Source organism: Limosilactobacillus sp. C0001E2 (genome assembly GCF_056590915.1).
Genome location: NZ_JBWPXC010000015.1, coordinates 1 through 11,931 on the forward strand (window position 1 = coordinate 1; position 11,931 = coordinate 11,931).

Below are 11,931 nucleotides of genomic sequence, written 5' to 3' on the forward strand. Positions count from 1 at the left end.
CCATAGAAAAAGCCCTCCGAATATATAAGATGAATTTTCCATTTCATCTGTATACTCAGAGGGCATTATAGCCGAATTTATACGGTTTTTGTTTTAGGTTTTTATCTAAAAATTACTAAATTGACACCAGATAAATTTTTAGTTGCTAATGTGATTTTCTTATTTGTTTTGTGGATAATTTTTGCTGTTGTGGTCCTAAGAAAAAACAAATCAAATTAAATCAAATTTAAAAAAAGATGCGTTCATGATAAAATGGACGCATCTTTAACTTTATGAAGGGAACGACATGGAAGAGCGACGAGGCAAAATTAAACAATTTATGGCGGTCTTTTTCCACCATTTTCAAATGGCCCAAGTGTCAGCTTCGGCTGCTGTTTTAGCGTACTATTCGTTATTATCAATTTTTCCAGCCATCCTGGTGGTTGGTAACCTTCTACCAATGATTGGAATCGATGCTAACACAGTGTTAGGTTATCTGCAGACGGCCGTTCCCGAGTCGGTATTTGCCTTTATTAAACCAATCGTTTACGACTTTCTTCGCCATGGCAGCGGCGGGATTTTAACGACGGGGGCGGTCATTGCACTATGGTCGACCAGCCAAGGAATTGCTGCCTTCCAACGGAGCGTTAACCATGCCTACGGGGTCGCCGAAAAACAAAACCCGATCATTAACCGGACGGTATCTTTTATCTGGATGTTGGTAGTCATTCTGATCCTGTTCCTAATGGCGCTGACCTACGGGATTGGTGAAGATTTGCTCCAAAGCCTACAACCAATCTTCCGGTTCAACACGTCGTATATCAGGACTTTCGCTCAACTGAAGTGGCCAGTCACATTCTTTAGTCTCTTTATTGCGTTAACTCTCCTGTATTACTTCGTTCCTAACGCACGGGTGCGGTTACGGTATGTGGTAGTAGGAGCGGTGATTGTGGCACTCCTGTGGATGGGCCTGTCCCGCGTCTTTTCTATGTATGCCCAATTGCTTAATCGCCGAGTTACGTCTTATAAGACAATCGGGGCTTTTATCGCTATGATGATTTGGCTGGATTTCTCTGGAATGCTGGTCATGATTGGGGCCACGATTAACGCAACCCTCCAAGAGGAGCACGAAGGCGAAATTGTGGAACGTCGTCACTTGATGCAGTGGATCCGCGATACTCGTCAACAACGTCCATGAGGGTACAAAAAAGTCGGGATTCAAACGAATCCCGACTTTTCGTCTAGTCTTGAGAGGAATCAAAGATAACCTCATCAGTAGTGGTAACGTACTTGGCCGCCATGGCTTTCAAGTAGAGTAAATCATCATCCTTTTGGAATAACTTACTTTCGACAATCTTGTTCATGGCGTCCCGAACGGTTTGTTCAGTCAAACCGTCATTCGCGTAGTTCAACTTTAGTGAGTGGCCTTTGCCTAAACTACCCTTGAAAGATAAACTCAGTGTTTTCATAATTCAATGTCCTCCTTAGTCGTGAGCGAGTGTTTCAGCGTTCGTCAAAGTGATATTTTGCACTGTTTCACCAGTTAAGATCACAATTGCGTCAAGGAATAGTGTGATTTGATCATCAGATGGGTTCGGGCAGATGTTATTAAATGTCCGGATCAGCCCGTCTGGATGACGTTCACTAGTAACCTTGACTTGCAACTTGTTCGACTTAAATTGATGTTTCATGATAAAAACTCCTAAAAAATAATTTTGTAAGGGTGATCACGACTTACATTTCCTAATAACGGCTGGTCAATCAAAAAGTACACGGAGAAATTTTAAAAATGAAAAAAATTACTAAAATCGAAGCGCAAAAACGTAAGGGGCGTTATAACGTCTACCTAGATGATCAATACGCCTTTCCGGTAGCAGAAAGTGTCCTGATCAAGTATCGACTGATGAAGGGGATGGAGCTGGATCAGAATCAGATCGCCCAAATTACGACGGATGATCAGATTGCGAAGGCCTATGGGCGGATGCTGGACTACCTTTCTCATCAATTAAGGACGGAAAAGGAGGTCATCCAAAAGCTTCAAGAAATTGAAGCGCCGGAAGAATATTTTGAACCGATCCTCCAAAAGCTCCGGGAAGAACGTCTGCTTGATGATCATAATTACGCAATGAGCTATGTGCGAACAGTTATGAATACTGAACTGAAGGGGCCCAGTGTGATTCGCCAAAAACTTAGATTGAAGGGCATTGGTGAATTAGACATTGATGCGGCACTGGAGCAATTTACGGATGAAAAACAGCTCGAGAATGCAACTAAGCTGGCACAGAAATTATTCAGACGTTACCGAAGTCAGCCAACCCGGCGTCAAGAAGAGAAAGTCCGCCAAGGATTAATGACGAATGGGTATCGGGCGGATATTTTTAATCAAATTCAAGAAGCGGTGGAGCCAGAGGCGGATGTTGAACAGCAAAATGAATTGCTGGATCGGCAAGCAACCAAACTTCTCCGCCGTTATCAAAAATATCAAGGCTATGAGCGGCAAATGAAGCTCAAACAGGCACTATATCGTAAAGGGTTCGACCTCGATGATATCAATGACTGGATTATGGAACATTTAAATTAAGTAAAAAGGACTTTTTCAATTGTTGATTTGCTGGTATTATAGGATAGATATTGATTATTAAATTATGTAAAGAGATATTAAATAATTATGGAAAAAGAAAAGATTTATATTGATGAAAATAAATTAAATCATCAGTATGGATACCGAATTACCAAACGATTATTTGGAATTATTTCATCAAGTATTGCAGTAATACTTCTTAGTCCTCTTTTAATAATACTAGCGGTCTGCATTAAAGTTGATGATCCACATGGTCATGTTTTCTACACTCAAAACCGAGTGGGAAAAGATGGCAAAATTTTTAAAATGATTAAATTTCGCTCAATGGTATCCAATGCTGATGAATTACTGGAAAAGTTACGTGATCAAAACGATGTTAGTGGAGCTATGTTTAAGATGAAAAATGACCCGAGAATTACTAAGGTTGGTCATTTTATCCGAAAATATAGTTTAGATGAACTACCGCAACTATTTAATGTAATAAAGGGAGACATGAGCCTTGTGGGGCCACGACCTCCTCTACCAAGTGAAGTCGCTGAATATACTGAATATGATAAACAACGCTTAATGGTTACTCCAGGTGCTACAGGATTGTGGCAAGTCGGTGGCAGAAATGATGTAGATTTCGATACAATGGTTCAACTAGATTTAGAATATATTCAGCATCGTTCGGTTTGGTTTGATTTAAAGATAATGTTTAAGACTGTGAAGATCATGGTTAAACCCAATGGAGCGTATTAATTATGAGTAAACCTGATATTAGCATCATTGTCCCGGTTTATAACGTACAGGATAGACTAGAAAAATGTATTGATAGTTTAGTTAATCAAACCTTTACTAACATAGAGATAATTCTTGTTAATGATGGTTCTACTGACAAGTCTTTACATATATGTAAAAAGTATTCTCAAGTTGACAATAGAATAAAACTTATTTCGCAAAAGAATCAGGGACTATCAAAAGCCAGAAATACTGGTATTGAAAATGCTACCGCTGATTTATTAATGTTTGTAGATAGTGATGATTACGTAAGAAAGAACTTTTGTACAGATGCTGTTCAAAATATGAATAAGTATGATTCGGATATGGTTTGTTTTGGTTATACCAGAATTGAAAAAGAAAAAAACCACGAAATTTATCCATACGGTCGAAATAAGCGAAAACTCTCTAAGGATGAAGTTTTTAGCAAGTTATTTACAGATAGTTATGCTTGGAATAAATTATACAAGAAGAGCTTATTTGATGATGTTAGCTATCCTGTGGGTAAAAACTACGAAGATTTAAATACAACATATCGCCTAGTTGAAAAGGCTGAGACAATTTCATACTGTGCAAACCTTAATTATAATTACGTTTCATCAAATAATAGTATTGTCAGTAAAATGGATTCGAAAAATATTTCGGATCAATTTGGTGCTATTCTAGAATTAGCAGATTTCCTTCAGGAAAAACATTTAAATATCTATGATAGTAAGGCTGATGAACTGATTAAGTTTGCTCTTAGATATTGTACTTATTGCGATAGTAATTACAATGTTCGCTATTATAGACGAGCAAGTAAAATTTTGAAGGAAACTCGGATTCCCAAAAATTTGGATTTAACTCATAAAATAGTTTTATTAATGTATAAATTTTCAGCACCACTTACTGAAAGGTTTTTACTGTTAAAACGAATTTACAGAAATAGAAGAGGAAATTGATTGTGAAGACGAAAATTTTAGTTGCGGCTCATAAAAATTATAAAATGCCTAAGGATGGCATTTATTTGCCGGTCTTTGTAGGAAAATCACTTCACCCGGATGTCAATCATTCATTTCAAGGGGATAATGAAGGAATTAATATCTCTAAAAAAAATGCTACTTATAATGAACTTACTGCTATTTATTGGGGATGGAAAAACTTAGATCTGGATGCAATGGGGTTAGTTCACTATCGTCGTTATCTGAGTTTGAATCATAAAAAGGATTTGGAAGATGTTTTGTCAACTGAACAGGTTAATAATTTGTTAAACAATTACGATATTGTTTTACCTCAGAAGCGTCGTTATTACATTGAAACTAATGAGTCACATTATTTACACGCTCATGAACGGGATCCTTTTTATGTAATGGAATCCGTAGTAAAAACAGAGTATCCTGAATATTCTCAATCCTGGGATAGAGTGATGAAAAGAACTTGGGCGCATATGTTTAATATGTTTATAATGAAAAAACAACCGTTAGATGAATATTGTTCTTGGATGTTTGAGGTGTTGAATAAGGTTGAAAAACAAACTGATATTTCACAATATAGCCAATACGAAAAAAGAGTTTATGGATTTTTAAGTGAGTTATTGTTAGATGTATGGCTTGAAAAAAATCAAAAATATTCAACAAAAGAGGTAAAGTATGTATTTATGGAACATACAAATTGGTTGGTTAAAGGTGGTAATTTCTTAAAACGTAAGATAATAGGTCATGCTTAAAGTAAGTAACTATTATAAGTAACTATTAATAATATGAAAGGAAGAAGTACAATTGTGAGCACAATGCAAAGTCCTAAAATGAGTATGCACAATTCTCCTATTTCTGGAATTAAGGTATATTTTTTAGCATTTACTATTTATTTTTTTCCGACTTTTTTAATGCAAACAACTTTAAGTACGGATGCCAATTCTCATTTTTTGAGGATTATATCTTATCTTTCTATTCCATTATTACTATATAAAATATTTGTTATAGATAAATGGAGTAAAAAAGGATTAATAGTAATTATTCTTATTATGATAGCAAGCATAATTACTTGGCGAGCTGCACATGTTAGTGATTATCTTTTTCTATTTCCACTAATTTTTGGTGCAAAAAACATACATTTTAAAACTATCGTTAAATGGTATTTGTATTTTAATACTGTTTTCATGTTATCAATAATGGGGATTTCTTTATTAAAAATAATTCCTAATTTGATATACTATTCGGATCATCGACCAACAAGATATGCTTTAGGGATGGTTTTTCCATCTAATATAGCAGCATTCATTCTTTTTATGTCTTTAGCATATTGTTATTTAAGGTTTAATCATTTGAATTTATGGGATTATCTGGGGATTTTTATTATTGGTTGCGTTGGTATGAAGTTGACTAATACTAGATTGGATTTTTTGGCAACTATTTTGATAATACCAGTGATGTTTATTGCGCAACGAGCGTATTGTGGCAACGTTTTATCTAGATATTTAGCTTCAGTTTTTTGGCTGGCTATACCTGTTACCTCTTGGCTAGTTATTTGTGGATCTTATTTTTATGATAAACAGAACCATCTTCTAAAAAAATTGAATGATTTAAGTTCAGGAAGATTGACATTAGGGTATGACGCTTTTCAACGTTACAAACCGAATTTATTTGGAAGATCCATTACTGAATACTCTTATGCCGGTGTGAAGGGACATGAGTATGCAAATGGAATTGGCCAGTTATCTCATAGTTACTTTTATATTGATTCTTCATATTTACGAATGCTGTTGCTATGGGGAATGATATCTTTTATTGTAATAATTATCTGCTTAACTGTAATTGCATTAAAATCGACAATTCAAAAGACTTATGTTTTGTCGGCTATCATTTTAATAATCTCGTTAAGTTTAATGTTTGAACCCCACGTAATACAGCTTATATATAATCCATTCCTATTATCTTTATTTTCAATTGATAATTATGTAATAAAAAAGGAGCCATACAAATGATTAATAAATTTAAATCAACGGATATATACAAAATCGTTATTAAAAATTGCTTAGTAATTTTCGTTTTTACATTAATTTTTGGGATTCTTGGATATTTATTTGCCCAACATAAGCAAAGTACAGTGTATGAAACTACACAAAACTTAATTATTAATCATAGCTATACGGGAGAGTCTGCTAATGAAGAACTTCAGTCTGATATGAGTTTGACAAAAACATATGCTAAAGTTATGGAGAGTAATGATGTTTCCAAAAAAGCAAAATCATATCTTCCTAAAAAGCTCCAAAAAAAGTATAGTGCTAAAGATATTGCATCCATGACCAGTGTGCGTGTTATACCAGAAACAACAATGATAAAGATCTCTGCTAAGTCTCCTTCTGCTACAACGTCAGCTAAGTTAACTAATGCACTTGCTAAAGCAGCGGAAAAAGAGATTCCTAATAAAATACCATCTGGATCAGTTAAGTCTATATCAAATAGTAATAAACAGGATGCTGAATCTATTACATCACCATCCCGTAAAAAGTATGCGGCCCTTGGGTTAGCGGTTGGATTCCTTTTTGGAATGGTAATATCATTTTCCATTACAACTTGGACTAAATTAATCTAAAGTGAATGGGACAGTAGTGAACGATAATTTATTTAATAATTAATTTAAAGTGGTGAGTCAGTATAGATTTATACTGGCTCACTCTTCTTTAAAAAAGTGTTAATAAGTAGAGATGGTATCATAAAACGTAGTATTATAATAATGTTTAAAATCTTGAAAGGGTAATCCTGCAATGACAAAAATGCTATTTACAGTTGAAGAATATGATGGTGCAAATAATGCTGGACCAAAAGCAAAAGAAGATATTGAACAAATTTTAAGGAATAGAGAGTTTCAAATAGTTTCTAAGCAAATTAATGTCCATTCTAAAATTTCTAAATTAGGTGCTTACTTATTTAAAATTCCTCGATTTTTTTCTAAAGATCTGTTTGTAGATGAGTTATATTTTCAGTATCCTACTTATTCAAGCTTTTTAATGAAAAAGCTTGTTAAAGAAATGAAGCAGCATTGTGCAAAATTAATATTTATTATTCATGATATTGAATCACTTAGGATCTTTGTTAACAATAAAGATTATTGGCTTTCAGAAAAGCAACTTCTAAATCAAGCTGATGGATTAATTGTACATAATAATCAAATGAAAAAATGGTTGTTCGATAATGGAATTAAAGTCCCGATGGTTTCATTAGAAATCTTCGATTATTTAAGTACATTTCAACCTAAAACAGATTATAAATTTACAAAGACAATTTGTTTTGCTGGAAATTTAAGTAAAGCAAACTTTTTAGACCAATTATCATTAAAAAATGTATCAATGGCCGTTTATGGCCCTAATGCTGCAGATCATTATAAAAATGGAATTACATATAATGGACAATACTCTCCCAGTGATTTACCTAATCATTTGACACAATCTTTCGGGCTAGTTTGGGATGGGACAAGTACAGTAACCTGTGATGGAAAATTTGGCAATTACATGAAATATAATAATCCACATAAAGTATCACTATATTTAAGTTGTGGAATCCCTGTGGTCATTTGGAAAGAGGCTGCATTAGCCAGTTTCATTGTAGATAATGGGCTTGGAATTGCTGTTGAAAGCCTTGAAGATATGGATGAAACGGTTTCAAGAATGAGTGAAATCGATTATAAGCGCTATAAATATAACGCCTTAGAAATTTCTAAGAAACTTAGAAGTGGTTATTATACTCAAAAGTCAGTTAAAAGCATACAAAAGGAGTTACAGTAGGAGATAAAAATGCAAGCAGTTCTTATTTTGGCACACAAAAATCTCGAACAGGTTGTTGAATTATGTAAGAGACTAACACCCTACTTCAATATATATATCCATATTGATAGGAAAACATCTGTAAATTCGGACGTATTAAACGAATTAGATAGTATGCATGTTCATTACTTTTCAAAATATAACGTAAAATGGGGAAGTTACAACATTGTTTTAGCTACCATTATGTTGATGAAAAAAGCTTTGGAAAATAATCAGAACATTTATTTTCATCTTATTTCTGGTCAAGATTGGCCAATGCAGGATCCTGAAAATATTTTAAATAGTTTTAATAATGACAATAAAATATATATGAATTATTTTAAGGCTGATAGTGAGTCTAAAGCTGGAGAAAAATTGATTTGGTGGGTTAAATATTACTTTAATTATAATCAAATAAATAGAAGATCATTATTTGGTAAGATTTACCATCGTGTAATTTTGTATAGTCAAAAGGCACTTGGTATAAATAAATTGAAAAAGTATCATATGCAAAGCAGTGATATTTATGCCGGCGAAGAATGGATTGATATTCCACGTGATGCTTTAGTTTATGCAATTAAAACTTTTGATAAAGATATTAATCTTCAAAAAGTATTTGAAACTAGCTTTTGCTCTGATGAAATGTGGTTGCAAACTATTCTTTGCAATTCAACTTTTAAAAGTCGAATTAACAAAAATATTCACAGATACATTAATTGGACTGAAAAAAATGGCAGTTATCCCGCTATCTTAGATAGTGACGATTTTGATGAAATAAGGAAGGGAAAGTACTGGTGGGGACGTAAAATATCAATGCCAGTATCTAACGAGCTTTTAAAAAAGCTTGATGAATCCTAGAGAGTTATTCTTTTTTATTTAAATTGTTTTTGTTAGAATCAGATAATATCGAAATTAAAACAGGGAGAAAAATTTTGAAGAAATATGATTATTTAGTAGTTGGTGCTGGCTTATTTGGCGCCACCTTTGCTTATGAAGCTGCCCAACGAGGTAAGCGGGTTAAGGTAATTGAAAAACGTGACCACATTGCTGGTAATATTTACACCAAAGAAGTTGACGGGATTCAGGTTCACCAATATGGTGCGCATATTTTCCACACTTCAAATAAAAAAGTGTGGGATTACGTTAATCAATTTGCAGATTTTAATCGTTATACGAATACCCCAGTTGCTAACTACAAGGGTGAAATGTATAACTTGCCATTCAATATGAACACCTTTAATAAGATGTGGGGTGTCCGGACGCCCAAAGAAGCAATGGCAAAAATTAATGAACAACGTCAAGAAATGGCAGATAAAGATCCACAAAATCTAGAAGAACAAGCTATTTCTTTAATTGGTCGGGACATTTACGAAAAGCTTATTAAGGGTTACACGGAGAAACAGTGGGGACGGAAAGCTACCGAATTACCAGCGTTCATTATTCGACGGCTTCCTGTTCGTCTTACTTACGACAATAATTACTTCAATGATGACTATCAAGGAATTCCAATTGGTGGTTATACTCAGATTGTTGAAAAGATGTTGGACAATGATTTGATTGATGTTGAAACCGGAGTCGACTTCTTTGATAAGAAGGACGAATGTCTCAAAAATTATCCAAAGATTGTCTTCACAGGTATGATTGATCAATTCTTTAATTATCAATTAGGTGAATTAGAGTACCGGAGTCTTCATTTTGAAACTGAAGAACTTAATGAAGATAACTACCAAGGAAACGCTGTGATCAATTACACGGATGCTGAGACGCCATTTACGCGGATTATTGAACATAAGCATTTTGAATTTGGTAAGGGTGATAAGAATAAGACAATCATCACTCGTGAATATCCGGCTGATTGGCATCGTGGTGATGAACCATATTACCCAGTTAATAATTCGAAGAATAATGGTTTGTACAAGAAGTACACTGAACTAGCTCAGAATAAGGCTAATAATGTGATTTTTGGTGGTCGTTTAGGTCAATATCGTTATTACAACATGGATCAAGTTATCGCGGCTGCATTAAAAACTGTCGAAAAGGAGTTCGATTAGTCCACTATGAAAGTAATCAAGAACTATTTGTATAATGCTGGTTACCAGATTTTATTAATGTTGGCCCCATTAATAACAACTCCGTATGTTGCACGTGTTTTGGGCCCACATGAATCTGGTATTAATTCCTATACAAATTCTTGGGTTACAGTATTTTATTTAATTGGTCAAATGGGGATTACATTATATGGTAATCGTGAGGTTGCGTATAATCGTGCTAACAAATATGCGCGCTCAAAAACTTTCTGGGGAGTTGAATCACTTCAATTAATGACAATTACTATGTCATTAATTGCTTATTTAGCTGCTGTTTTTCTTTTTAGTACAACCTTTCAAAAGTTTTACTTATTACAAACTTTCTGGATTATAGCTGCTGGTGTGGATGTTTCTTGGTACTTCATGGGAATGGAAGACTTTAAAAAGACAGTTACAAGAAATACTATTGTTAAACTAATATCCATTGCACTTATCTTTGTATTAGTTCGAACAGAGGCAGATTTGTGGAAATATATTTTACTTTTAGGATTAGCTCAAGTTGGTGGTAACATCACTCTCTGGCCATACTTGAGGAACAGTATTCAATGGATAAACCCTAAAGAATGGCATCCATTTCGCCATTTCTACCCTTCTTTGCTTCTGTTTGTTCCAACAATCACAACCCAAATATATTTATTTGTAAATCGAGTCATGCTCGGAAAAATTGGGCAGCCATCGGCTTTAGGGCAATTTGACTATGCTGATAAAATTGTCAAATTGGTTTTGGCAGTTGTAACAGCAACCGGTACCGTAATGCTACCGCATGTTGCTAATAAATTTGCAAATGGAGATGTTAAAGGGGTAAGGCAGAGTCTATATAATTCTTTTGACTTTGTTACTTCTTTGGCGGTACCCATGATGTTTGGTCTTATGGCGGTTTCTGCTAAGTTTGCTCCATGGTTTCTTGGTAGTAAGTATGGACAAACCGGGCGAATTATTTTTTGGGAAGCACCTGTCATATTATTAATTGCATGGAGTAATGTTACTGGTACTCAATATTTAATGCCAGTTAATAGGGTTAACGAATTTACGATTTCAGTATCGGTGGGTGCGGTTGTTAATATTATTGCTAATTTTATTTTAATCTTCCCATATTCGGCAAATGGTGCAGCGATTGCAACAGTCATTTCTGAGTTTTCTGTTACAGCAATGCAATTATGGTTAGTAAGAACAACTATTAGCAGAAGAAAACTTTTTCACAATATTTGGAAGTATTTTGTTAGTGGGGTAATAATGTATTTTGTTGTCTTAAGATTAAGTCAGATTATGCATATGAACTTGGTAAATTTATGTGTTCAGGTTCTTATAGGAGCATTAGTTTATTTTGTAGGCATCTACGCTTTAAGAGCAACTATCATTGTTCAGGCAAAAAAGTATTTACATAAGTGATTACAATTATTACCAACATGTTTCACTAATTACTTTTGACTAACATCCGATAAAATCAAAGAATATTGTTTTTAGGGGTGCTATACTTGCTTTTAGAGTTTAAAGATTAATATTTTAAATAGAAAACTTAAGAAAGGTTGAATTTTTTAACATGGAAGTACGAAAGCACTATAAAATGTACAAAAAAGGTAAGACCTGGTGTTATATGGCACTGGCGACCATCGCAACCGCGACTGGTTTAGCATTTAGTCACAGTAATGTCATGGCGGATAGTAATGTTCAGGCTAATGATCGTACTCAAGTTGTTAGTGCAAGTACGAACGTTAATGACCAAACGGCTGCGCTGACATCCACGA

14 protein-coding genes are annotated in these 11,931 nt (G+C 34.3%); 12 read left to right on the forward strand and 2 right to left on the reverse strand.

Annotated elements, in window-relative coordinates:
• Window positions 1-286: 286 nt before the first annotated feature.
• Window positions 287-1,177 (forward strand): YihY/virulence factor BrkB family protein, encoded by an 891-nt coding sequence (locus AC1EKL_RS08590; RefSeq protein ID WP_480190281.1) that lies wholly within the window; start codon window positions 287-289, stop codon window positions 1,175-1,177.
• A gap of 43 nt (window positions 1,178-1,220) precedes the next feature.
• Here AC1EKL_RS08590 and AC1EKL_RS08595 read toward each other — a convergent pair whose 3' ends face one another.
• A complete protein-coding gene (locus AC1EKL_RS08595) occupies window positions 1,221-1,448 on the reverse strand; it encodes a DUF2922 domain-containing protein (protein WP_006916743.1) in 228 nt (75 codons plus the stop codon).
• Window positions 1,449-1,463: 15 nt separating this feature from the next.
• Window positions 1,464-1,670 carry a DUF1659 domain-containing protein gene (locus AC1EKL_RS08600; RefSeq protein WP_006916744.1) on the reverse strand — a complete coding sequence of 69 codons (207 nt, stop codon included), beginning with the start codon at window positions 1,668-1,670 and terminating at the stop codon, window positions 1,464-1,466.
• Window positions 1,671-1,768: 98 nt separating this feature from the next.
• Between AC1EKL_RS08600 and recX the strand changes: the two genes are divergently transcribed.
• The 11 genes from recX to AC1EKL_RS08655 form a co-directional block, all read left to right on the forward strand.
• Window positions 1,769-2,560 (forward strand): recombination regulator RecX, encoded by a 792-nt coding sequence (recX, locus tag AC1EKL_RS08605; protein ID WP_480189731.1) that lies wholly within the window; start codon window positions 1,769-1,771, stop codon window positions 2,558-2,560.
• Between the two features lie 87 nt (window positions 2,561-2,647).
• On the forward strand, window positions 2,648-3,301 hold the full coding sequence (locus tag AC1EKL_RS08610) for a sugar transferase (protein ID WP_480189730.1): 654 nt from the start codon (window positions 2,648-2,650) through the stop codon (window positions 3,299-3,301).
• Between the two features lie 2 nt (window positions 3,302-3,303).
• On the forward strand, window positions 3,304-4,260 hold the full coding sequence (locus AC1EKL_RS08615; RefSeq protein WP_480189729.1) for a glycosyltransferase family 2 protein: 957 nt from the start codon (window positions 3,304-3,306) through the stop codon (window positions 4,258-4,260).
• A gap of 2 nt (window positions 4,261-4,262) precedes the next feature.
• Window positions 4,263-5,024: a DUF4422 domain-containing protein gene (locus tag AC1EKL_RS08620; protein WP_480189728.1), complete on the forward strand. Its 762-nt coding sequence runs from the start codon at window positions 4,263-4,265 to the stop codon at window positions 5,022-5,024.
• A gap of 63 nt (window positions 5,025-5,087) precedes the next feature.
• Window positions 5,088-6,281 carry a polymerase gene (locus AC1EKL_RS08625; protein ID WP_480189733.1) on the forward strand — a complete coding sequence of 398 codons (1,194 nt, stop codon included), beginning with the start codon at window positions 5,088-5,090 and terminating at the stop codon, window positions 6,279-6,281.
• Window positions 6,278-6,892, forward strand: coding sequence for a YveK family protein (locus AC1EKL_RS08630; protein WP_480189727.1), 615 nt, complete (start codon window positions 6,278-6,280; stop codon window positions 6,890-6,892). The genes AC1EKL_RS08625 and AC1EKL_RS08630 overlap by 4 nt, the downstream gene beginning before the upstream one ends.
• A gap of 172 nt (window positions 6,893-7,064) precedes the next feature.
• Window positions 7,065-8,081, forward strand: coding sequence for a glycosyltransferase (locus tag AC1EKL_RS08635; RefSeq protein WP_480189726.1), 1,017 nt, complete (start codon window positions 7,065-7,067; stop codon window positions 8,079-8,081).
• Between the two features lie 9 nt (window positions 8,082-8,090).
• Window positions 8,091-8,957 (forward strand): beta-1,6-N-acetylglucosaminyltransferase, encoded by an 867-nt coding sequence (locus tag AC1EKL_RS08640; RefSeq protein ID WP_480189725.1) that lies wholly within the window; start codon window positions 8,091-8,093, stop codon window positions 8,955-8,957.
• 74 nt (window positions 8,958-9,031) lie between these two features.
• Entirely contained in the window at window positions 9,032-10,150 is a 1,119-nt protein-coding gene (gene glf, locus AC1EKL_RS08645; RefSeq protein ID WP_480189724.1) for a UDP-galactopyranose mutase, read from the forward strand.
• A gap of 6 nt (window positions 10,151-10,156) precedes the next feature.
• Complete coding sequence (locus AC1EKL_RS08650; protein ID WP_480189723.1) at window positions 10,157-11,575, forward strand: flippase; 1,419 nt, start codon at window positions 10,157-10,159, stop codon at window positions 11,573-11,575.
• Between the two features lie 151 nt (window positions 11,576-11,726).
• On the forward strand, window positions 11,727-11,931 hold a 205-nt coding region (locus tag AC1EKL_RS08655; RefSeq protein WP_480189722.1), incomplete at its 3' end, for a KxYKxGKxW signal peptide domain-containing protein.

What these genes read in the sequence shown, in the direction of transcription:
- AC1EKL_RS08595 (WP_006916743.1), bottom strand. Translation starts at nt 1,448, where the DNA reads ATGAAAACACTGAGTTTATCTTTCAAGGGTAGTTTAGGCAAAGGCCAC.
- AC1EKL_RS08615 (WP_480189729.1), top strand. Translation starts at nt 3,304, where the DNA reads ATGAGTAAACCTGATATTAGCATCATTGTCCCGGTTTATAACGTACAG.
- AC1EKL_RS08640 (WP_480189725.1), top strand. Translation starts at nt 8,091, where the DNA reads ATGCAAGCAGTTCTTATTTTGGCACACAAAAATCTCGAACAGGTTGTT.
- AC1EKL_RS08600 (WP_006916744.1), bottom strand. Translation starts at nt 1,670, where the DNA reads ATGAAACATCAATTTAAGTCGAACAAGTTGCAAGTCAAGGTTACTAGT.
- AC1EKL_RS08630 (WP_480189727.1), top strand. Translation starts at nt 6,278, where the DNA reads ATGATTAATAAATTTAAATCAACGGATATATACAAAATCGTTATTAAA.
- AC1EKL_RS08650 (WP_480189723.1), top strand. Translation starts at nt 10,157, where the DNA reads ATGAAAGTAATCAAGAACTATTTGTATAATGCTGGTTACCAGATTTTA.
- AC1EKL_RS08610 (WP_480189730.1), top strand. Translation starts at nt 2,648, where the DNA reads ATGGAAAAAGAAAAGATTTATATTGATGAAAATAAATTAAATCATCAG.
- recX (WP_480189731.1), top strand. Translation starts at nt 1,769, where the DNA reads ATGAAAAAAATTACTAAAATCGAAGCGCAAAAACGTAAGGGGCGTTAT.
- AC1EKL_RS08625 (WP_480189733.1), top strand. Translation starts at nt 5,088, where the DNA reads ATGCAAAGTCCTAAAATGAGTATGCACAATTCTCCTATTTCTGGAATT.
- AC1EKL_RS08635 (WP_480189726.1), top strand. Translation starts at nt 7,065, where the DNA reads ATGACAAAAATGCTATTTACAGTTGAAGAATATGATGGTGCAAATAAT.
- AC1EKL_RS08590 (WP_480190281.1), top strand. Translation starts at nt 287, where the DNA reads ATGGAAGAGCGACGAGGCAAAATTAAACAATTTATGGCGGTCTTTTTC.